This is a genomic window from Pseudomonas sp. Y39-6 (assembly GCF_023651955.1).
Lineage (GTDB): Bacteria > Pseudomonadota > Gammaproteobacteria > Pseudomonadales > Pseudomonadaceae > Aquipseudomonas > Aquipseudomonas veronii.
The window spans coordinates 2,025,985-2,045,069 of the sequence record NZ_CP069594.1 but is presented as its reverse complement, the minus strand read 5'-3'; the positions used below and the strand labels follow the sequence as shown (position 1 = coordinate 2,045,069).

General features: G+C 61.4%; 23 protein-coding genes. 10 read left to right on the top strand and 13 right to left on the bottom strand.

Annotation, left to right across the window (positions count from 1 at the left end):
• Positions 1 to 2 precede the first annotated feature (2 nt).
• The 3 genes from JN756_RS09375 to JN756_RS09365 all read left to right on the top strand — a co-directional run bounded on the left by JN756_RS09375 (position 3) and on the right by JN756_RS09365 (position 2,084).
• Positions 3 to 953, top strand: a complete 951-nt coding sequence (locus JN756_RS09375; protein ID WP_046384239.1) for a LysR family transcriptional regulator — start codon at positions 3 to 5, stop codon at positions 951 to 953.
• Between the two features lie 81 nt (positions 954 to 1,034).
• A complete protein-coding gene (locus tag JN756_RS09370; RefSeq protein ID WP_026140352.1) occupies positions 1,035 to 1,487 on the top strand; it encodes a MarR family winged helix-turn-helix transcriptional regulator in 453 nt (150 codons plus the stop codon).
• Positions 1,488 to 1,664: 177 nt separating this feature from the next.
• Positions 1,665 to 2,084, top strand: a complete 420-nt coding sequence (locus JN756_RS09365) for an organic hydroperoxide resistance protein (RefSeq protein ID WP_010211852.1) — start codon at positions 1,665 to 1,667, stop codon at positions 2,082 to 2,084.
• A 151-nt stretch (positions 2,085 to 2,235) separates the two neighbouring features.
• On the opposite strand, the gene JN756_RS09360 is transcribed toward JN756_RS09365, so the two are convergent.
• Both JN756_RS09360 and earP read right to left on the bottom strand, forming a co-directional pair.
• Complete coding sequence (locus JN756_RS09360; protein WP_201022047.1) at positions 2,236 to 2,808, bottom strand: elongation factor P; 573 nt, start codon at positions 2,806 to 2,808, stop codon at positions 2,236 to 2,238.
• Positions 2,809 to 2,857: 49 nt separating this feature from the next.
• Positions 2,858 to 3,991 (bottom strand): elongation factor P maturation arginine rhamnosyltransferase EarP, encoded by a 1,134-nt coding sequence (gene earP, locus JN756_RS09355; protein WP_169863990.1) that lies wholly within the window; start codon positions 3,989 to 3,991, stop codon positions 2,858 to 2,860.
• 132 nt (positions 3,992 to 4,123) lie between these two features.
• On the opposite strand from earP, the gene JN756_RS09350 reads away from it, so the two are divergent.
• A complete protein-coding gene (locus JN756_RS09350) occupies positions 4,124 to 4,480 on the top strand; it encodes an alpha-amylase family protein (RefSeq protein WP_201022046.1) in 357 nt (118 codons plus the stop codon).
• Between the two features lie 12 nt (positions 4,481 to 4,492).
• The gene (locus JN756_RS09345) at positions 4,493 to 4,981 is read left to right on the top strand and encodes a GreA/GreB family elongation factor (protein WP_046384241.1); all 489 of its coding nucleotides are present in this window, start codon (positions 4,493 to 4,495) and stop codon (positions 4,979 to 4,981) included.
• Positions 4,982 to 4,987: 6 nt separating this feature from the next.
• On the opposite strand, the gene cysB is transcribed toward JN756_RS09345, so the two are convergent.
• The 5 genes from cysB to JN756_RS09320 form a co-directional block, all read right to left on the bottom strand.
• Positions 4,988 to 5,962: an HTH-type transcriptional regulator CysB gene (cysB, locus tag JN756_RS09340; protein WP_017849520.1), complete on the bottom strand. Its 975-nt coding sequence runs from the start codon at positions 5,960 to 5,962 to the stop codon at positions 4,988 to 4,990.
• A 104-nt stretch (positions 5,963 to 6,066) separates the two neighbouring features.
• Entirely contained in the window at positions 6,067 to 6,567 is a 501-nt protein-coding gene (locus JN756_RS09335; protein WP_046384242.1) for a universal stress protein, read from the bottom strand.
• 70 nt (positions 6,568 to 6,637) lie between these two features.
• The gene (locus JN756_RS09330) at positions 6,638 to 7,555 is read right to left on the bottom strand and encodes a 5'-nucleotidase (protein WP_046384243.1); all 918 of its coding nucleotides are present in this window, start codon (positions 7,553 to 7,555) and stop codon (positions 6,638 to 6,640) included.
• 15 nt (positions 7,556 to 7,570) lie between these two features.
• Positions 7,571 to 8,524 (bottom strand): putative 2-dehydropantoate 2-reductase, encoded by a 954-nt coding sequence (locus tag JN756_RS09325; protein ID WP_046384244.1) that lies wholly within the window; start codon positions 8,522 to 8,524, stop codon positions 7,571 to 7,573.
• On the bottom strand, positions 8,521 to 8,907 hold the full coding sequence (locus tag JN756_RS09320) for a YbbN family protein (RefSeq protein WP_017849524.1): 387 nt from the start codon (positions 8,905 to 8,907) through the stop codon (positions 8,521 to 8,523). The genes JN756_RS09325 and JN756_RS09320 overlap by 4 nt, the downstream gene beginning before the upstream one ends.
• On the opposite strand from JN756_RS09320, the gene JN756_RS09315 reads away from it, so the two are divergent.
• Both JN756_RS09315 and JN756_RS09310 read left to right on the top strand, forming a co-directional pair.
• Positions 8,906 to 9,340, top strand: a complete 435-nt coding sequence (locus tag JN756_RS09315; protein WP_017849525.1) for a PilZ domain-containing protein — start codon at positions 8,906 to 8,908, stop codon at positions 9,338 to 9,340. The two genes, JN756_RS09320 and JN756_RS09315, sit on opposite strands and share 2 nt — an antisense overlap.
• Before the next feature lie 131 nt (positions 9,341 to 9,471).
• On the top strand, positions 9,472 to 10,548 hold the full coding sequence (locus JN756_RS09310; RefSeq protein ID WP_017849526.1) for a 3-deoxy-7-phosphoheptulonate synthase: 1,077 nt from the start codon (positions 9,472 to 9,474) through the stop codon (positions 10,546 to 10,548).
• Positions 10,549 to 10,618: 70 nt separating this feature from the next.
• Here the strand turns inward: JN756_RS09310 and JN756_RS09305 are convergent, their stop codons facing one another.
• Positions 10,619 to 10,900: a GNAT family N-acetyltransferase gene (locus tag JN756_RS09305; RefSeq protein WP_003189869.1), complete on the bottom strand. Its 282-nt coding sequence runs from the start codon at positions 10,898 to 10,900 to the stop codon at positions 10,619 to 10,621.
• A gap of 612 nt (positions 10,901 to 11,512) precedes the next feature.
• Here JN756_RS09305 and oprI point away from each other — a divergent pair.
• Complete coding sequence (gene oprI, locus JN756_RS09300; RefSeq protein WP_003172710.1) at positions 11,513 to 11,764, top strand: outer membrane lipoprotei OprI; 252 nt, start codon at positions 11,513 to 11,515, stop codon at positions 11,762 to 11,764.
• A gap of 134 nt (positions 11,765 to 11,898) precedes the next feature.
• Here oprI and JN756_RS09295 read toward each other — a convergent pair whose 3' ends face one another.
• From JN756_RS09295 to JN756_RS09285, 3 genes are all read right to left on the bottom strand, one after another.
• Positions 11,899 to 12,867 (bottom strand): L,D-transpeptidase family protein, encoded by a 969-nt coding sequence (locus JN756_RS09295; RefSeq protein WP_017849528.1) that lies wholly within the window; start codon positions 12,865 to 12,867, stop codon positions 11,899 to 11,901.
• A gap of 86 nt (positions 12,868 to 12,953) precedes the next feature.
• A complete protein-coding gene (locus JN756_RS09290; protein ID WP_017849529.1) occupies positions 12,954 to 13,247 on the bottom strand; it encodes a hypothetical protein in 294 nt (97 codons plus the stop codon).
• Positions 13,248 to 13,305: 58 nt separating this feature from the next.
• A complete protein-coding gene (locus JN756_RS09285) occupies positions 13,306 to 13,911 on the bottom strand; it encodes an arylesterase (RefSeq protein WP_128192177.1) in 606 nt (201 codons plus the stop codon).
• A gap of 10 nt (positions 13,912 to 13,921) precedes the next feature.
• Here JN756_RS09285 and JN756_RS09280 point away from each other — a divergent pair, with 10 nt between their 5' ends.
• Together JN756_RS09280 and JN756_RS09275 are read left to right on the top strand one after the other, a co-directional pair.
• Entirely contained in the window at positions 13,922 to 14,605 is a 684-nt protein-coding gene (locus JN756_RS09280) for an ABC transporter ATP-binding protein (protein WP_017849531.1), read from the top strand.
• A complete protein-coding gene (locus JN756_RS09275; protein ID WP_057003731.1) occupies positions 14,605 to 17,115 on the top strand; it encodes an ABC transporter permease in 2,511 nt (836 codons plus the stop codon). Before JN756_RS09280 ends, JN756_RS09275 begins: the two co-directional genes overlap by 1 nt.
• A 43-nt stretch (positions 17,116 to 17,158) precedes the next feature.
• On the opposite strand, the gene greB is transcribed toward JN756_RS09275, so the two are convergent.
• Entirely contained in the window at positions 17,159 to 17,632 is a 474-nt protein-coding gene (gene greB, locus JN756_RS09270) for a transcription elongation factor GreB (RefSeq protein WP_026140354.1), read from the bottom strand.
• A gap of 126 nt (positions 17,633 to 17,758) precedes the next feature.
• Complete coding sequence (locus tag JN756_RS09265) at positions 17,759 to 18,922, bottom strand: hypothetical protein (RefSeq protein WP_046384246.1); 1,164 nt, start codon at positions 18,920 to 18,922, stop codon at positions 17,759 to 17,761.
• Positions 18,923 to 19,085 lie beyond the last annotated feature (163 nt).

Sequence of the window (19,085 nt, the reverse complement as noted above, 5' to 3'; positions counted from 1 at the left end):
CGATGAACCCGCATATCCTCACCGACCAACTCAGCCTGTTTCTCGATGTGCTGGAAACCGGCAGTTTTTCCGCCGCCGCGCGTCGCCATCCGCTGACGCCCTCCGCCGTGGCCCGGCGTATCGACAGCCTGGAAAGCTCGGTGGGCAGCCGCTTGTTCCAGCGCAGCACCCACGCGGTGCTGCCAACACCGGCCGGCCTGGCGTTCGCCGAACGCGCGCGGCGCATCGTCACCGAGTTGCAATTGGCACGGGCGGAAGCGGTGTCCTTGAGCCATGCGCCGGAAGGCTTGATTCGCGTGGACGCACCGGCGGCGTTCGGTCGACGGCATCTGGCGCCGGTGATCGCCGACTTCCTGAACGTCTACCCGGGGCTGGATGTACACCTGCATTTGATCGACAGCTTCGTGGACATGCAGGGCGCGCACCTGGGCAAGGTCGATCTGGTGCTGCGTGCCGGGCATATCGTCGACACCCGGCTGATCGCCACGCCGCTGGCCAGCATCGTGCGAATTGCCTGTGCCAGCCCGGCCTACCTGAAAAACCGTGGCACGCCGACCCATCCGCGAGACCTCAGCGAACACGACGGCCTGGACTGGGATGGCCTGGCGCCGATCTTCGCCTGGCGCTTCGAACTGGACGGGCGTCGCGCCACCTATCGCCCGCAACGCATCCGCATGAGCGCCAACAACGCCGAAGCCCTGCTCTCCGGTGCCCTGGCCGGCCTGGGTATCGCGCACCTGCCCACCTGGCTGGCGAGTGAATACCTGGTCCGCGGCGAACTCTTGCCCCTGTTTTGCGAAAACGGCCTGCCCAGCCCGGAAACCACCGGCATCTATGCGCTGCGCCTGGAACAACAGCCGAACGCACGTAGCCGCTTGTTGCTCGAATACCTGAAATCGCGCTTCAGCCCAGTGCCGCCCTGGGACCTGGCGCTGCAAAGCGGATTGGTCTGACCCCCCGGACAGAATTACCTGGCGCATTAAAGATTTGCCCGCTAGATTCCAGCCCAGATACGCTTTTTTTGAGGCAGCACCATGAGCAAAAATCCCGATCCTTGCCAATCCCTGTTGCTGGATAACCAGCTGTGCTTCGCCCTGCACTCCACTTCATTGCTGATGACCAAGGTCTACAAGCCGCTGCTGCAAGCCCTCGGCCTGACCTATCCGCAGTACCTGGCCATGATGGTGCTGTGGGAAGAGGATGGCTTGACTGTCGGCGAAATCAGCAGCCGCCTGCTGACCGATCCCGGCTCCCTGACCCCCCTGCTCAAGCGCCTGGAAGCCGAGGGCCTGCTCAGCCGCACGCGCAGTCGCGAAGACGAGCGGGTGGTGGTGGTGGAACTGACCGACGCCGGCCGTGCCTTGCAAGACAAGGCCAAGGGGATTCCTCAGTGCATCCTCGGCGCCAGCGGCCTGGAGCTGGAGCAACTGCGCAAGCTGCAAGCTGATTTGATTGCGTTGCGGGGCAATCTGCAAGGCGCGGTCTAAACACACCCAAGCCCAATACCTGCGGAGGGGGCAATCCCCTCCCACAGGTGGTTTTGAGGTGCCCTTACGAAAAAATCCTGAAAATTATCTTGCGCACTAAACATTAGCGCTATACATTCATCTCACCAACTACTTAGCGCGCAAACATTTAGCGCAAAACACCAAGAGGGCAACACCATGCAAACGCTCTATACCGCAGTAGCCACCGCCACCGGCGGCCGTGATGGTCGCGCCGTTTCCAACGACAACATCCTCGACGTCAAACTCTCCACCCCCAAGGAACTGGGCGGTGCCGGCGGTCAGGCCACCAACCCGGAACAACTGTTCGCCGCCGGCTACTCGGCCTGCTTTATCGGCGCACTGAAATTCGTCGCCAGCCAGACCAAACGCAAAATTCCGGATGATGCGTCGATCACTGCCCATGTCGGCATCGGTCAGATCCCGGGTGGCTTCGGTCTGGATATCGACCTGCACATCAGCCTGCCGGGCCTGGCCCAGGACGACGCGCAAAGCCTGGTCGACGCTGCCCACCAAGTCTGCCCGTACTCCAACGCCACCCGCGGCAACGTCGATGTGCGTCTGCACGTCACCGTCTAACCCGCGCGGCTCGCCAACGACACGCCGCCAGCCACGTGCCGGCGTTGCGGCAAGCATCGGATGAGCTGAGGCAATACTTGAAGTGACAGGTAAACGCCCACAAAAAAGCCCGACTCAAGGTCGGGCTTTTTTCGTACCGGTGGGGCCAGAATTACTTCTTGGCGCGACCTTTGTACGAACCGCCTTCACGGGTGTCGATCTCGATCAAGTCGTCGATTTCGATGAAATCGGCCACTTGCAGTTCGGTACCGTTAGCCAGCTTGGCAGGCTTCATGACTTTGCCCGAAGTGTCGCCGCGAGCGGAACCTTCGGTGTAGGCAACCTTACGCACGATAGTGGTCGGCAGCTCTACGGAAACCAGGCGGTCTTCGAAGAAAACGGCTTCGCAGACGTCGGTCATGCCTTCTTCGATGAACGGCAGAACGGCTTCGATATCTTCAGCGTTCAGCTCGTACATGGTGTAGTCGGTAGTGTCCATGAACGTGTAAGAGTCGCCGCTGATGAAGGACAGGGTCGCTTCTTTACGGTCGAGGATCACGTCGTCCAGCTTGTCATCGGCGCCGTAAACGGTTTCGGTCTTGTAACCAGTCAGCAGGTTTTTCAGCTTGGTCTTCATGATCGCGCTGTTACGGCCCGACTTGGTGAATTCAGCTTTCTGAATCAACCAAGGATCGTTGTCGATACGGATTACCATACCGGGTTTCAGTTCTTTACCAGTTTTCATTGCGTATATCCGAAATTTGGATGGGGTTTACAAAAATCAAGGTGGCGTATCATATCCAACTTTCATAAAACTGTACCAGCGCCGTCGCAAGATCCGCCTGCAAGGCCTGTTCCAGACACCATGTTTCGGCGTGTGCAGCCACTTCCGGCCAGTGTTCCAGCAGTTTTTTCCACGGCTGGGCCATATCGCCCTCGGTGTTCCAGGCCTGCCAAAGCGCTACCACCGCGGCTTTTGCCGCCGGCGAGAGGGCTGCGGTGTACAGCTCCAGAAAGGCGTCGAGCTTGTCCAGGTGGATGTCTTCGTCCTGGCGATAGATATGCCACAGCAACGGGCGCCCGGCCCATTGGGCCCGCACGAACGAGTCTTCGCCGCGCACGGCGTTGAACTCGCAACACCACAGCAGGCGGTCATATTGCTCCTGGCGCACGAACGGCAGCACCTGCACGGTCAGGGCGTCGCGCTGATGAGTATCGCCCGCCGCCAGCCGGTCCACGCCGAGCCAGCGCTGCACATCGCCGAGGATGCGCCCTTCCGGCACCAGCAGATGAGTGGCGCGCCCGTCCGTCGCCAACACGTCCAGCCAACCGGCAAGCGCGGCATTTTCGTAGGCAAACAGCGACATCAGCCGCGCACCGGTTGCGGGAAATACGCCCAGGCTTTGCAGGAAATGTTTCTGCGCGCCAGCATCCTGCTGAAACGCCTGACGCTGTTGCAGCAACCCCGCCTCACGCAACAGGCCACCGGTGCCGGGCCGGAAGCCGGGAAAGAAGAAGTACTTCTGCACCCCCTTGAACTTCACCGACGGCAGACGATGGCACCCCACCACCCAGTCCTCGGCACTCAGGTAGTCCAGGTTCATCCACAACGGCGCGTGCTCGCGCGCGGCCATCGCGTCCATGTAGTCAGGCGGCAACTGGCAGGCAAACGCGGCGATCACCACATCCGCCGATGGCGTGGCCGACCATTGCGCCGGCCAATGGCGCACGTCGACGCCCTCTTGCCATTGCTGCTCCCGTTGCACATCAATCTCCGGGCACATGCGTTCGAAGGCCCGCAGGTCATCGACCCACAAGCGCACGTCACAGGCGTGCTCCACCACTAATTGCCGGGCCAGGCGCCAAGTCACGCCAATGTCGCCGTAGTTGTCGACGACGCTGCAAAAAATATCCCAGCGGGCTTTCATTCCGGGCTCCCACGCTCAAAGGCTCGATTGTCCGCATAAATGCCCCGATGCAGAAGGCTTGATCGCGATTATTCTGCACGGTGGCTGTGCGACAATCGCCGCTACGCCGTAAATGCCTGCCAGGAGGCCGCCATGTCTGACCGTCCGCTGTCGTTGTTCAAGCTTTGTCTCGCTATCGCCCTGGGCGTGTGGCTGGGGTTTATCGCGATTGCGCTGACCACCTGGCTGGCGTCGCGCTATCTGTTCCCGCAGAGCCTGGCGCCGGTCGCCCAGGCCGTCGAGCAACTCGGCAAGCCCGCGCCGGTCGCGGTGGAACCGCCGAACCGCCTGTTCGAGCAGTATCAAGAGAACCTGCGCAAGCAGGAACAACGGCAGAGCCTGGATCAGGCGCGCAACCTGTCCAACCCCAAATGCCAGTTCTGGCTGCAACAGGACCAGAACGCGCCCAATGAAAAGAGCAAGGCGAATGTCCTGCAATTTTGCGAATGATCAAGCCCAACCATGAATAAACACGCCGTCCTCCAGTTGATCCTGGAAAAACTCAGCGTCGACCTCGACATCGCCCAGCGCGCCGCGCAGACCGCCTACGAAACCGCGACCCACGAAGAAAACATCGCCGAAAACAAATACGACACCCTCGGCCTGGAAGCGTCTTACCTGGCGGCCGGGCAGGCCAAGCGGGTGGAAGAAATCAAGCAGTCGCTGGCGCTGTGCCAGAACCTGCAACTGCAGCTGCGTGCATACGATGAGCAACGGGGCATAGAAGTCGGCGCGCTAGTGGGCCTGGAGGACGAAAACGGTCGCCAGCAATGGTTGTTCCTGGCGCCGGATGCTGCGGGTTTGAAAGTCGATGTGGTCGGGCAACCGGTCACCGTCATCACCCCGCGCTCGCCCCTGGGCCACAGCCTGCTGGGCAAGTTCGAAGGCGATGAGGTGGAAATCCTGGTGGCGGGCGCCCGGCAACACTTTACGGTGACCGAGGCCCGCTGAAACCACTCAGTGGACGGGCAGTTCTACGCCGTCGAACAACTCTTCCAGTTCCTGCTTGTTGTGGCACTGGATCGCCTTGGCCATGACTTCGCGCGTCAGGTGCGGGGCGAATTTCTCGATGAAGTCGCACATGAAACCACGCAGGAACGTGCCGCGACGGAAACCGATCTTGGTCACGCTGGACTCGAACAACTCGCTGGCGTCGAGCACGACCAGGTCTTTATCGAGCTGGGTGTCGACCGCCATCTTGGCGACGATCCCCACGCCCAGGCCCAGGCGAACGTAAGTCTTGATCACGTCGGCGTCGGCGGCGGTGAACACCACTTTCGGCGTGAGGCCGCGGTGGCTGAAGGCTTCGTCGAGCTTGGAGCGGCCGGTAAAGCCGAACACATAAGTCACGATCGGGTATTCCGCCAGGGCTTCCAGGGTCAGCTTCGGCAGCTTGGCCAGCGGGTGGCCTTGCGGCACCACCACACAACGGTTCCAGCGATAGCACGGCATCATCACCAGGTCGCCGAACAACTCCAGCGCCTCAGTCGCAATCGCGAAATCGACGGTGCCGTCGGCGGCCATTTCAGCGATCTGCATCGGCGACCCCTGGTGCATGTGCAGGGCCACGTCCGGGTATTGCTTGATGAAATCACGGATCACCGGCGGCAACGCATACCGCGCCTGGGTGTGGGTGGTCGCGATCGACAGGGTGCCCTTCTTCTCGTTGGAGAATTCCTGGGCGATCTGCTTGATGCTTTCGACTTTGCGCAGGATCTCGCCGGCGGTGGTGATGATGCGCTCACCGGCCGGGGTGACGCGGGTCAGGTGCTTGCCGCTGCGGGCGAACACTTCGACACCCAGCTCGTCTTCGAGCAGGCGGATCTGTTTGCTGATACCCGGTTGCGAGGTGTACAGGCTTTGAGCGGTAGCGGAAACGTTGAGATCGTGGTGCGCCACTTCCCAGATGTAGCGCAGTTGTTGAAGCTTCATATGTATCCCTCAAAGCAGATAGACGCCACGGGTATCAGCGACGGTATATAACTATATTAAAGGTTAGACGGATAAATCTAGAACTTTTTATCTATCACTCCCCCTCACACGTCATCACTGCGTCGACGTTGTAACGATGGCACCAGGTAAACCGGCACCGGAGACAGCTGCAACACCCGCGCGGCAGTGCGCCCAAGGGGTGTGGCCGCGGCCGTTGCGTGGCTATGACTGCCTACGATCAACAAATCCACGGAAAGTTTACGCAACTGGTCGAGAATCACCTCGCACGGGTCACCCTGGATCACCCGCACCGAGTGGATCAGTTGCAAGTCTTGCGCGCCGTCCCCCAGCTCCTCGCGAAAACTCTCAAGGACCCGCTGCTCGATCGTCGCCATCACTGTGCTCAGGCCCTGGCTCTGCCATTCGTTCAGGGCCTTTTCATCAAGGTAGCTTTGCAACACCGATTCGGCGAACAGCCCGATGGGTTCGACCACATGAATCACCGACAGCTCAGCCTTGAACGTTCGCGCCAGCGCCAGCGCATGTTGCATCACATAAGGCGCATACAGACCAAGGTCCGTGGCATACAGCATCGAACGGATCATAAAACCTCCTGGACTGCCAGGATGGCGGAGATTGAATGAGCTTAGCAGCGCCTCGGGGATTTCGACTGACTTAGCTCGGCGTCTGAACCTTCACCTCATTACTGATGCCATGGGGCACATGCCCGGTGGCCACCACCTCCCTGGCTTTCTCGCAATGGCCGGCCTGGTCGTCGAAAAATACGTCGGCGGCGAACGCCTCCAGGAACGCGGATTTCTCCAGGCCGCCGAGGAACAACGACTCGTCCAGGCGGATATCCCACTCGCGCAGGGTACGGATCACCCGCTCGTGGGACGGCGCCGACCGGGCGGTGACCAGGGCAGTGCGGATCGGGCAGGCCGCGTCCGGAAACTCACGCTGCAACAGGTTCAGCGCCGCGAGGAAGCCCTTGAAGGGGCCGCCATGCAACGGCTGGCGCGCCGATTCGCGTTCGCTGGCCTGGAACGCTTCCAGCCCGCCCTGTTGGTAAACGCGCTCCGACTCGTCGGAAAACAACACCGCATCGCCATCGAATGCGATCCGCAGCTCCTCGCTCGATGCACGGCGCGCGCCGCCCGACAGAATCGTCGCCGCGGCGAACCCGGCATCGAGCGCACTGCGCACATCGTCAGCATGGGTCGAAAGAAACAGATGGCAACCAAACGCCGCCAAATAAGGATATGGACTACGCCCTCCTACGAAAGCGGCGCGGGAAATGTCCAACCCGTAATGCTGGATCGAATTGAACACGCGCAGGCCGGTGTCGGCACTGTTGCGCGACACCAGCACCACTTCGACCCGGGCCCGGCCCAGGCTGGCGTTGAGGCTCAGCAGCTTTTTGACCAGCGGGAAGGCATCGCCCGGCTCGAGCGTTTCTTCTTCGTGCTCGATCTGGTATTTGCGGTAGGCCTCCACGCCTTGGGCCAGGTAGACCTTGTGGCTATCGCTCAAGTCGAACAGGGCCCGCGATGAAATCGCCAGCACCAGTTTGTCGCCCAATCCGTTTGCCATGGTGGTTCCCCCCAATCAGCGGTTATGCCGATCAATAAAACTCAAGGCCTGATACAACGCCTGCATGCGCGGCAGCTCGCAGCCGGCGGCCTTGGCGGCGGCGAGTGGGCGAGCGTAGATCGCCGCCAGTTCCAGCGGGCGTTTATGGATATGGTCGTGGTACATGCTAGGCAGGTAGTCGTCCATGCTTTCGGTCATGGTAAACATCTGCTCGGCATAGCTGGCCGGAATCTCATGACCGCAGGCGTGGGCGCCCTTCACCACTTCGGCCATCAGCGCCTGGATCAGTTCGCGGCTGGACTCGTCCGCCATCATCGCCGTGGTGCCACAGCCCAACAGCACGGAGAGACCGTTATAAGGCACGTTCCACACCAGCTTGTGCCAGCGCGCCAGGTGTACGTTGGCCATGGCCTGGGACTCGATGCCGGCCTGATGAAACAACGCGGCGCCTGCCTCGACAATCGCCTTCTGGCGCGCTTCGTCGTTGGCGGCAGTGCCGCTGTGATAACCCAGGTTGACCCGGCCCAACGCCTGATGCTCGACAACGCCGGGGGCGGAACGGTGTACGCCGATATAGCACAACCCACCGAGCAGATGCAGGGACGCCGGCAAGTGCTCGCGCAGGCTGTCTTCGACGTCGAGGCCATTTTGCAGCAACACCACCTTGGCGTCGGGCGCCGCGACCTGGGCGATGGTCGGGGCCAGGTCGACATTGCCCGTGGATTTGGTGCCTACCAGCAGCCAGTCGCACGGTGGCATGTCGGCGGCGTGGGCGTAGGCCTGCACGGGGTTCAGGTGCAAGGTGCCATGCACGCTGCTGTTGAGGCGCAGGCCACGCTCACTGACCGCTGCGTATTCGCTGCGCAGCAGGAAATGCACATCGAAGCCGGCGCGCGCCAGCATCAGGCCGTAGAAACCACCGATGGCGCCGGTGCCGATAATGCCAATGCGTGGCGACAATGCGGTCATGGCAAATCCTCTGGAGTGCGGGTAAGCGCTTGATGAATAGCGTCGGTAAGCTCGGAAGGTGTAAGACGTGTCTGTATCTGCCCGAAGAATTGACCCTCGCACACCACGAACAGCGCCGGCAAATGAAAGACCTGATAACGTTCCACCGCGCCGCCGTTGTGCCCGGCATCCACCCAGCACAACCGATCCACCGGCAACTGCCAGCCCGGTAGCTGCTGATGCGCCCAACGGCAACCGGAACAGCCCACGCTGGTAAACAGCACGAGCGAAATGCCTGGTAATCCCAGCAGTTGCTGGTCAATATCCAGGTCGGTCAATGCCTGCTCCTTCACTATACTGCTGCCACCGCCGTCGACTGGACGGTGCTCGGAGTCCGTGTACATGGGTCGTTTTTTACCTCATCCTGATGATGTCGCTGCCCTGTTGATCCAACGTCCCTCTCCCCCCATTCCCCGCCAACGCCTGCACACTATCGGCCTGGGCGGCATCGCCTGCAATTGCCCGCGTGCCTGGCGCCAGGGTACAGCGGTTGACCTGCATATCCCGTCCCTGGGCGCCGGGGCCCGCTACCCGGGCTATGTGGCATGGTGCCGCAAGGTAGAAGACGGCTATCGCGTCGGCATCTCGTTTACCGATGAACATGCGTTGTTCGGCGCACGCATGGGTGAGCAAGCATGCCGGATAGAGCGCTACTGCCGCCAGCACGAAGACGCCGAGTCGACGCCCGAGCAGTTCGAAACCATGGCCCGCGAGTGGGTGGCGCGGCATGCCGGTGAATTCTCCCATGAGGCGTTTGTAGCGCCGGCACTGGATTAAAGCGGGCTTTGCCCATTGTCGCGGGCCCGTGTTACGCGCTAAGGTTCCTCCCCCCTGCATTCAAATCATGCTGTGCTCCGCCGCACGGGGATGGCTGGCGGCCGGCACCCGTGACCCTGACGAGTAACACGATGGCTGATTTACCGATCAACGACCTGAACGTCGAATCCAACGAGACCCTGATCACGCCCGATCAGCTCAAGCGCGAAATCCCCCTGAGCGACGCTGCCCTGCAGACCGTCACCAAGGGTCGCGAAGTCATTCGTGACATTCTCGACGGCACCGACCACCGCCTCTTCGTGGTAATCGGGCCATGCTCGATCCACGACCTCAAGGCGGCCCACGAATACGCCGAGCGTCTCAAGGCGCTGGCCGAAGAAGTGTCCGACACCTTGTATCTGGTCATGCGCGTCTATTTCGAGAAACCGCGTACCACCGTCGGCTGGAAGGGCCTGATCAACGACCCGTACCTGGACGACTCGTTCAAGATCCAGGACGGCTTGCACATCGGTCGCAAGTTGCTGCTGGACCTGGCCGAAATGGGCCTGCCCACCGCCACCGAAGCCCTCGACCCGATCTCCCCGCAGTACCTGCAGGACCTGATCAGCTGGTCGGCCATCGGCGCGCGCACCACCGAATCGCAAACCCACCGCGAAATGGCGTCCGGCCTGTCTTCGGCCGTGGGCTTCAAGAACGGCACCGACGGCGGCCTGACCGTGGCGATCAACGCGCTGCAGTCGGTCTCCAGCCCTCATCGCTTCCTGGGTATCAACCAGGAAGGCGGCGTCTCCATCGTCACCACCAAAGGCAACGCCTACGGTCACGTGGTATTGCGCGGCGGCAACGGCAAGCCCAACTATGATTCGGTCAGCGTTGCCCTGTGCGAACAGGCGCTGAACAAGGCCAAGATCAAGCCGAACATCATGGTCGATTGCAGCCACGCCAACTCCAACAAGGACCCGGCCCTGCAACCGCTGGTGATGGAAAACGTCGCCAACCAGATCCTGGAAGGCAACCAGTCGATCATCGGCCTGATGGTCGAAAGCCACCTGAACTGGGGCTGCCAGGCGATCCCCAAAGACCTGGCCGACTTGCAGTACGGCGTGTCGATCACCGATGCCTGCATCGACTGGGCGACCACCGAGAACACCCTGCGCAGCATGCACGCCAAGCTCAAGGACGTGTTGCCCCTGCGCAAGCGCAGCTGAGTCTGATCCTGATCAGCGCACACAAAAACGCCGGGCTAAGCCCGGCGTTTTTCATGTTGCAGTTCATGCCTTACAGCTTGGCCGCATGGCGCTGGTGGCGCTCCATGTAGCGCTCGACGTAAGAGCACGACGGGATCACCGTGTAGCCGGCCTCTTCGGCGAACTTCAAGGCTTCCTCGGTCAATGCAGCCGCGATACCGCGACCTCGCAGTGCGTTGGGCACGAAGGTCCGATAGATGTCCAAGGTCTGCTTCCCGAGGTCCATATAGGTCAGGTAGGCACGATGACCGTCCACATTGGTCTCGAACTGATGACCAGCCTGGTCATGGTGGATGGACAACGCCTCGCTCATCACTACTCCTTGCGGGTCTTGGATTCTGACCCCTACCTTACCGATGTTTTTCCGGCGAAGGAACATCTACGCCACCCCGTGCCGGTTTCGACAACGAGAAAACCGTGAGCGCTCACAACCAGCACGTAGAGAATAGTAGGCGGCAATCCTGAAATTGCTCAAGACGCACTCGTCATCCCTGGGGCTGGCGGATATAGAAAGGGCCTCGATCAATCGGTGACCGAAAGCCTGAACATTGCCGGCAGTTGAAGCTTGAGACGAACAGGCGCTGTTAAAGTCACCTCTACATGCGCAAAAGATACAGGGTTTGGCAAAGTCAACCTGTACAAAAGTGTTAGCTTCAGTATATAAATTTTCATCTACTTACAAGGCTTGACACATGCTGGCCGGCCCTTTCAGGGCGCATCCATTCTTCAGCAGACTGCTAAAAATTGAACGCTTTTTATACAATTTCCCAAAAGATTAGCCAAAATAGATTCAGCACAGAAATTTTTTTTTGCTTCTTGCGCTACGTCAGTTTACTTACTACAAGTAATGAGTAGTATGTACGCCGGCTATTAGCTCACTCTGAGATAGTAGCTATCTTATAGAAAGTCCTTGAAGGGGAACACGATGAACAACGTTCTGAAATTCTCTGCTCTGGCTCTGGCCGCAGTTCTGGCTACCGGTTGCAGCAGCGTCTCCAAAGAAACCGAAGCTCGTCTGACTGCAACTGAAGACGCAGCAGCTCGCTCCCAGGCTCGTGCAGACGAAGCCTACCGTAAAGCTGATGAAGCTCTGGCTGCTGCTCAAAAAGCACAACAGACTGCTGACGAAGCTAACGAGCGCGCTCTGCGCATGCTTGAAAAAGCTAGCCGCAAGTAATAGTCCTTCGGGGTTGTTACCAAGCCGGTCCATTCTTGGACCGGCTTTTTATTGCCTGCGATTCGGTCCCGGATCACGGGCAATAAAAAGCCCGCCGCAGCCCAAGGCCGTGGCGGGCGATTGATCGAACCGGCTTATTGCAACGGATCGAGCGGCGCGTTCGAGACCATCGACGCCGCAGCCGGCACACCGATTTCAGTCGGCAGGCCATCTTCCGCCGCGACCACGTCGCGCACCTGATCCCAGTTCACCCGCAGGTGATTGGCCAGGTCTTCACGCTTGAGCAGCGCGTTGATCACCGCGGTGTGCTTGTCGACCACCGACGGCGTGCCATCGTCGTTCAGCGGCGTATGCGCTTCGAGGTAGACCTTGCCGCCACTGCTGCCGAACTTGTAGGCATCGTTGATGATACGCACCGGAGTACCCACCGGTACCATGCCGGCCATTTCCAGCACGTTATTGTTGAACATGCGGAAGCAGCCGTGGCTGGTACGCGTGCCGATACCGAACTTCATGTTGGAGCCGTGGATCAGGTAGCCCGGCGTGCCCAGGGTGAACTTGAACGGCCCCAGCGGGTTGTCCGGGCCGGCCGGTACCACGTTGGGCAACGGATCGCCGTTGGCGGCGTGCTCGGCCTTGATCGAAGCGGGTGGCGTCCAGGTCGGGTTCGGCGTTTTCGCGACAATGCTGGTATGGGCGATCGGCGAGCCCCAGCCTTCACGACCAATCCCCAGCGGGAAGGTGTAGACGACGTTCTGGCCCTTGGGGAAATAGTAGAGCCGGTATTCGGCAAGGTTGATCACGATGCCTTCGCGGGGGCCCGGCGGCAGGATGAACCGCGTCGGCAGGACGATCTCGGTGCCCGCCCCCGGCAACCAGGCATCGACGCCCGGGTTGGCGGCGACCATCTCCGAGTAGCCCAGGTCGTAGGTGGTACCCAGGTCGGCAAACGTATCTTCGTACTTGGCCTTGATCACTTGGACCTGGCCGACGATGTCTTCGCCCGGGGGTGGCAAGGGCAACTGCAAGGCCGCCGCGGAACCCGCCGCACACAGGGCGGCAAGAGACAGGCAGCAGGTGACGGCGGAAAGGCGCGACAACATCCGGAAAATCCTTCGCAGAACAACGTGTAGGTAAAAAGCGATTGTATACGCGATGCGGGCTTCAAGCTGCAAGCTCGTAGCGCCCCTCACCACTCGAAGCGCAGCTCCGGCCAGATCGGCGGCGTGCCACGCTTTTGCGACTCCAAGATGGCACGGCACAGGGGGCACAGGCGCTGATCCTGGAAAATCGAGCGATCCACCGCCGACCAGCGTGGCTGAGCCGGCAACAACGTGCCGCAGAGCGTGCGATCGATCGTGCCGCCCAGCTCCAATTGACGCGTGACCAGATGCACCCGGACTTCCTGGCAGGCGAACAGATCCAGCTGCTCGTCCGGCTCGATCAGTTGGTAATTAAACAGGGACCAGGCAGGACGCGACATCGAGGGCTCCAAATCGGGGGGGCGCCACCTTAGCCGAAAGCCTGCCGGTAGAAAAGCGTCATAACAGCGGTTTTAGCGTCGGCCAGACATTTTCCAGCAACTTACCCTGGGCGCCGACCGCCGGGTGCAGTTGATCGGCCTGCATCAGCTCGGGATGTCCGCCCACGCCGTCGAGGAAAAACGGCACCAACGGCACGCTCTTCTCCTTGGCCAGGGCCGCGTAGACCCCGGCAAATGCCGTGGTGTATTTCGGACCGTAGTTAGGCGGCAACTGCATGCCCAGCAGCAGGACCCTGGCGCCGACCGCCTGGGACTGCTCGATCATCGACGCAAGATTTTGTTTCAATTGCGCGGGCGGCTGTCCACGCAGGCCGTCATTGCCGCCCAGCTCGATAATCACCAGGTTGGGCTTATGCTCCGCAAGCGCCGCCGGCAGCCGCGCGAGGCCTCCGGCGCTGGTGTCGCCGCTGATGGACGCGTTGACCACTTTATCGTCGAAACCTTCGTGTTTGAGCCGCTGTCCCAACAAGGCTACCCACCCTTTGCTGGTATCCAGTCCGAAACCGGCACTGATACTATCGCCAACGATCAGGACTGTACCCGCCGCTGCGTTCTGGGCCATGCACATCAAGGCCAGGCCAGCACTCAAAAACCACATTCGCATCGGATTCTCCATGGGCGCAAGCATTCTCATCGCGCGAAACCTTAGCAAAGTGGTTCCCAGCGCGGAAGGTGAACTGACTATCCTGCACGAACTGAGCCTGGAACTGAACAAGGGCGATAGCCTGGCTATCGTCGGTGCCTCCGGCTCCGGCAAGTCCACCCTCCTCGGTCTGCTGGCCGGCCTCGACCTGCCCAGCAGCGGCGAAGTCATCCTCGCCGGCCAAGCCCTGAGCAGCCTCGACGAAGACCAGCGCGCGCGCATCCGCGCCGAGCACGTGGGCTTCGTCTTCCAGTCATTCCAACTGCTCGACAGCCTCAACGCCCTGGAGAACGTCATGCTGCCGCTGGAGCTGGACGGCCGCAAAGACGCCCGCGAGCGCGCCAGGTACCTGCTCGAACGGGTCGGCCTGGGCCAACGCCTGACCCACTCGCCACGCCAACTCTCCGGGGGTGAGCAGCAACGGGTGGCGATCGCCCGCGCCTTTGCCGCCGAACCGGACGTGCTGTTTGCCGACGAACCCACCGGCAACCTCGACAGCCATACCGGCGAGCGCATCAGCGACCTGCTGTTCGAACTGAATAAAGAAAGCGGCACGACCCTGGTCCTGGTCACTCACGACGAGCGCCTGGCGCACCGTTGCCGACGCCTGATCCGCCTTGAAGCCGGCCTGCTGGTCGCGCCCCTGGAGCCTTGATGGCACGCTTGCCGCTGTTGCGCCTGTTCAGCCTTGCCCTGCGCCAATTGCTGCGCGATGCCCGCGCCGGCGAATTGCGCGTGTTGTTCTTCGCCCTGCTGGTGGCCGTGGCCTCCAGCACCGCCATCGGCTACTTCGGCGCACGCCTTAATGGCGCCATGCTGTTGCGCGCCACCGAGTTCCTCGGCGCCGACCTGGTGCTCGAGGGCAGCTCACCCGCGCGCCCCGAGCAAATCAGGTCCGGGATCGAACTGGGCCTGGATCACGCACGCGTCGTCGAGTTTTCCAGCGTTATCGCCACCGATAACGGCATCCAGCTGTCCAGCATCAAGGCGGTCAACGAACAATACCCGCTGCGCGGCGAACTGAAGAGCGCAGCCGCGCCATTCGCTGACGAAACCGCGGGCGGCGGCCCGAAACCCGGCGAAGCCTGGGTGGAGGCACGGCTGCTCACCGCACTCGACCTGAAAGTCGGTGACAGCATCGACGTGGGCATGAAGTCCCTGCGCCTGGCGCGTGTGCTGACCTATGAACCGGACCGCGCCGGCAATTTCTACAGCCTCACGCCACGGGTGATGATCAACCTGGCCGACCTGGGCGCCACTGGCGTCGTCCAGCCCGGCAGCCGCGTCAGTTACCGCGAGCTGTGGCGCGCAGCCCCCTCAAGTACGGCACTGCAAACCTATCGCGACCTGATCAAGCCGGGCCTCGCGGCCAACCAGCGCCTGCAGGACTCGCGGGATGGCAACCAGCAGATCGGCGGCGCCCTGGGCAAGGCCGAGCGCTACCTGAACATGGCCAGCCTGGTGGCGGTATTGCTGGCCGGTGTGGCCGTGGCGTTGTCCGCCAACCGTTTCGCCAGCCGACGTTTTGATGCCAGCGCGCTGTTGCGCTGCCTGGGTTTATCGCGGCGTGAAACCATGCTGTTGTTCAGCCTGCAACTGAGCGTACTCGGCCTGTTGGCGAGCCTGGCCGGCGCCCTGCTGGGCTGGCTGGCGCAATTTGGCCTGTTCTATTTCCTCCACGACCTGCTGCCGGCGGACGTACCACCCGGCGGGCTGCTGCCGGCCATTGCCGGGATCGGCACCGGGCTGGTGGCCCTCGCCGGTTTCGCCCTGCCACCGTTGGCGGCACTGGGCCGCGTCCCACCGCTGCGCGTGTTGCGGCGCGACCTGCTGCCCATCCCGTCCAGCACCTGGATGGTCTACGGCGCGGCGCTGCTTGCCCTAGGCCTGATCATGTGGCGCCTGAGCCTCGACCTGGTGCTGACCTTCGCCCTGCTCGGCGGGGGCGTGGTTGCGGCGTTGATCCTCGGTGGCCTGCTCCTGCTGCTGTTGCAGAGCCTGCGCCGCCTGCTGGCCCGGGCGTCCCTGCCGTGGCGCCTGGGCCTGGGCCAGTTGCTGCGTTATCCGTTGGCGGCGGCAGGCCAGTCGCTGGCGTTCGGCTTGATCCTGCTGTCCATGGGCTTGATCGCCCTGCTGCGCGGCGAATTGCTCGACACCTGGCAAAACCAGCTGCCCAAGGACGCCCCCAACTACTTCGCGCTGAACATCCTGCCCGCCGACAAGGACGCCTTTGGCGCTCGCCTGCTCGAACTGCAGGCACAATCGGCGCCGCTGTATCCGGTGGTGCCCGGCCGGCTGATCAGCGTCAACGGCGAGCCCGTGCAGGCGATCGTCAGCAAGGACTCCAGCGGCGACCGCGCGATCCAGCGCGACCTGAGCCTGACCTGGGCCGCCGACCTGCCGCCGGGCAATGCCCTGACTGCGGGTACCTGGTGGTCACAGCAACCGGGCGATGAAATACCGGGGGTGTCGGTGGAAGCCAAGGTTGCCGAAAGCCTGAAACTCAAGCTCAACGACCACCTGGTGTTCACCGTGGCGGGCGAAACCCGTGAAGCGCGGGTCACCAGCCTGCGCACCATCAATTGGGATAACTTCCAGCCCAACTTCTTCATGATTTTCCAGCCTGGCACCTTGAAAGACCTGCCGGCCACCTACCTGACCAGCTTTTATCTGGCCCCCGGCCATGACCGGCAGATCGTCGACCTGTCCCGGGCCTTCCCGGCGGTCACGATCCTGCAAGTCGAGGCCCTGCTGGAACAGTTGCGCAGCATCCTCGCCCAAGTAACGCTGGCCGTGGAGTATGTGCTGCTGTTCGTGCTGGCGGCAGGGATGGCGGTGCTGTTCTCCGGCCTGCAGGCCACCCTGGACGAGCGCATTCGCCAAGGTGCGCTGCTGCGTGCGCTGGGCGCCGAGCGCAAGCTGCTGGTGAAGGCCCGACGCATCGAGTTCGGCCTGCTCGGCGCCGTCAGCGGTTTGCTCGCGGCGCTGGGCACCGAGCTGGTGACCTGGGTGCTCTACCGCTATGCCTTCGACCTGGCCTGGCACCCACACCCGTGGTTGTTGTTGCTGCCGGTGATCGGTGGCGTGCTGATCGGCGCTGCCGGGGTGTTCGGGACGCGCCGCGCGCTGAATGCCACGCCATTGGCGGTATTGCGCGAAGGCTGAGACGACAATGGCCCGCGCGTCACAGACCGCGGGCCACCATTGTCTATTTCACATACTCGATAGCGGTGATCCACCAGCACACCTCGCCGTTCGGCGTCTGCACGATGGCCTCATCGTCGACTTGCTTGCGCAGCAGCGCCCGCGCCATCGGCGAGTCGATGGAGATGTAGTCCATCCGTTCGTAGATCTCGTCATAGCCGACGATGCGAAAACGCTTGGTTTCGCCCTGCTCGTTTTCGATATCGACCCAGGCACCGAAAAATACCCGCCCTTCCTGTTCGGGCATGTACTCCACCACGCGCATGTCTTCCAGACGCTTGCGCAGGTAGCGCACCCGTCGGTCAATCTCACGCAGCAGCTTCTTGTTGTACTGGTAGTCCGCGTTCTCGCTGCGATCCCCCAGGGAAGCAGCCCAAGTCACCTTGCGCGTGGTGTCCGGACGCTTTTCGCGCCACAGGTAATCCAACTCCTTCTTCAGCGCCTCATGACCTTCTTTGGTAATCAGCTTGGTACTCAAACGTGTGCATCCCCAGGCAATGTCCATTGATTCCAATACGCCGCGGCATGCAGGCCCCGGCGTCGACGAACAGAGGGTGATGATAAATGAACCGGGGAAAGTAGCCAGACCCTCTGACGCCTCGCATCACAGCTGGATTGCGCCCGGCTCGCTGCTGGCTTGAACCAGCTCATTCCTGGCCAGGCCGTCCAACGCCTGGTCGAGTTCAAAGAGAATGGCATGCACATTCTGGCGCAACCCTGGTAACTGCACGAGCAGCGCCGCCAACGTCTCGCCTTTCTGACGCGCCCGCAGCTCTTGCGCCTCGACTTGAATGGCCCGCTCTTCGAGGACGCGGGTGCGCTCATCCATTTGACGCTGCCCTTGCTGCTGCATGACCACGGCATTTGCCAACTGCGCTTCACGCCCCTCCAACGCCTGCGCCTGCAACTGCACGGCGCCCTCCTCCTGCACCATGCGACGGGTAAGTTCCTGGCGCTTTTGCTCAAGCTCCGCCAGCCCTCGCTGCAGTTCAACCTGGCGCTGTTCGAGTGCTTCTTCGCGCTTTTGCATCGCAAGTTTTTGCTGGGTCAGTTCCTGGGCGACACGCGCGAGGTTGGTCAAGGTGCTGTCCACCTCGAACAGTGAATTGTGTTCTGCCTGTTCGTTGGACGCCGGCGGCGCACTGGGTGCAACCGCGACGACCGGCGCAGCATTTGGCGCCACGACCGCGGGCACCTGCCGCTGAGGTTCAGCCAGCCCCTCGATCACCACGGGCAAGACCTTTTCAGGCGCCTTGGTGACTTTGGGAGCCGAGACCAATTTGGAAGAAAAACGAATGGACGGGACAATCAGCGTGGGACTTTCAATCGCCTCTGACGCAGGGGCCGATGTGCCCAAGGTAATCACCTTCATCACCAAGGCTTTCTTGATGTTCATTGAATGATGATCTTCGGGCCTGGCGGGCGGCAACTTGCAGCCTTTCAAGTCGACAAAGTGATAGGGAATCTGGCCGTCGCCGACGCTACCCGACTTGGTACCGGACGCGGCCAGGGTCAGTATTTGTTTAAACACCCGCATCGCAACTTGCAGATCCTCTTGGGCATCCACCCCACCCAAGAAGTAGCGTTCAACTTTCCTACGCAATGCTGCGACATATACCCGGGAACTACCCGGCTCTATTTCTTCATCCAGGCTGTACACAAGAAAGTTCGACGCGATCTGGGGAACAGCAAAACCACAGAGCAGAGCACCGTTGACCGGCGCATCCTCACCAGAGCGTTCAAGAACTAGGGTACGTAGAAGCATCATAGTAATCAGGCCTCATGACAACAAGCAAAGCGTATATAAACATCAGATAAACATCCGACCATCAACATGCATTTATCACTCAACGATTGTTTCAGCGAGGTAACAGACTGAACGTAGGACTTCTCTTATTAAGATACTTCAGCGTTTCCAAGCGCTGTACATT

Coding starts and splice junctions, on each gene's coding strand:
- JN756_RS09285 (WP_128192177.1), bottom strand. CDS start 13,911: ATGCGAATGTGGTTTTTGAGTGCTGGCCTGGCCTTGATGTGCATGGCC.
- JN756_RS09370 (WP_026140352.1), top strand. CDS start 1,035: ATGAGCAAAAATCCCGATCCTTGCCAATCCCTGTTGCTGGATAACCAG.
- JN756_RS09365 (WP_010211852.1), top strand. CDS start 1,665: ATGCAAACGCTCTATACCGCAGTAGCCACCGCCACCGGCGGCCGTGAT.
- JN756_RS09305 (WP_003189869.1), bottom strand. CDS start 10,900: ATGAGCGAGGCGTTGTCCATCCACCATGACCAGGCTGGTCATCAGTTC.
- cysB (WP_017849520.1), bottom strand. CDS start 5,962: ATGAAGCTTCAACAACTGCGCTACATCTGGGAAGTGGCGCACCACGAT.
- oprI (WP_003172710.1), top strand. CDS start 11,513: ATGAACAACGTTCTGAAATTCTCTGCTCTGGCTCTGGCCGCAGTTCTG.
- JN756_RS09295 (WP_017849528.1), bottom strand. CDS start 12,867: ATGTTGTCGCGCCTTTCCGCCGTCACCTGCTGCCTGTCTCTTGCCGCC.
- JN756_RS09360 (WP_201022047.1), bottom strand. CDS start 2,808: ATGAAAACTGGTAAAGAACTGAAACCCGGTATGGTAATCCGTATCGAC.
- JN756_RS09315 (WP_017849525.1), top strand. CDS start 8,906: ATGGGTCGTTTTTTACCTCATCCTGATGATGTCGCTGCCCTGTTGATC.
- JN756_RS09290 (WP_017849529.1), bottom strand. CDS start 13,247: ATGTCGCGTCCTGCCTGGTCCCTGTTTAATTACCAACTGATCGAGCCG.
- JN756_RS09280 (WP_017849531.1), top strand. CDS start 13,922: ATGGGCGCAAGCATTCTCATCGCGCGAAACCTTAGCAAAGTGGTTCCC.
- JN756_RS09330 (WP_046384243.1), bottom strand. CDS start 7,555: ATGGCAAACGGATTGGGCGACAAACTGGTGCTGGCGATTTCATCGCGG.
- JN756_RS09335 (WP_046384242.1), bottom strand. CDS start 6,567: ATGATCCGTTCGATGCTGTATGCCACGGACCTTGGTCTGTATGCGCCT.
- JN756_RS09375 (WP_046384239.1), top strand. CDS start 3: ATGAACCCGCATATCCTCACCGACCAACTCAGCCTGTTTCTCGATGTG.
- JN756_RS09320 (WP_017849524.1), bottom strand. CDS start 8,907: ATGTACACGGACTCCGAGCACCGTCCAGTCGACGGCGGTGGCAGCAGT.
- JN756_RS09275 (WP_057003731.1), top strand. CDS start 14,605: ATGGCACGCTTGCCGCTGTTGCGCCTGTTCAGCCTTGCCCTGCGCCAA.
- JN756_RS09345 (WP_046384241.1), top strand. CDS start 4,493: ATGAATAAACACGCCGTCCTCCAGTTGATCCTGGAAAAACTCAGCGTC.
- JN756_RS09310 (WP_017849526.1), top strand. CDS start 9,472: ATGGCTGATTTACCGATCAACGACCTGAACGTCGAATCCAACGAGACC.
- JN756_RS09350 (WP_201022046.1), top strand. CDS start 4,124: ATGTCTGACCGTCCGCTGTCGTTGTTCAAGCTTTGTCTCGCTATCGCC.
- JN756_RS09325 (WP_046384244.1), bottom strand. CDS start 8,524: ATGACCGCATTGTCGCCACGCATTGGCATTATCGGCACCGGCGCCATC.
- JN756_RS09265 (WP_046384246.1), bottom strand. CDS start 18,922: ATGATGCTTCTACGTACCCTAGTTCTTGAACGCTCTGGTGAGGATGCG.
- earP (WP_169863990.1), bottom strand. CDS start 3,991: ATGAAAGCCCGCTGGGATATTTTTTGCAGCGTCGTCGACAACTACGGC.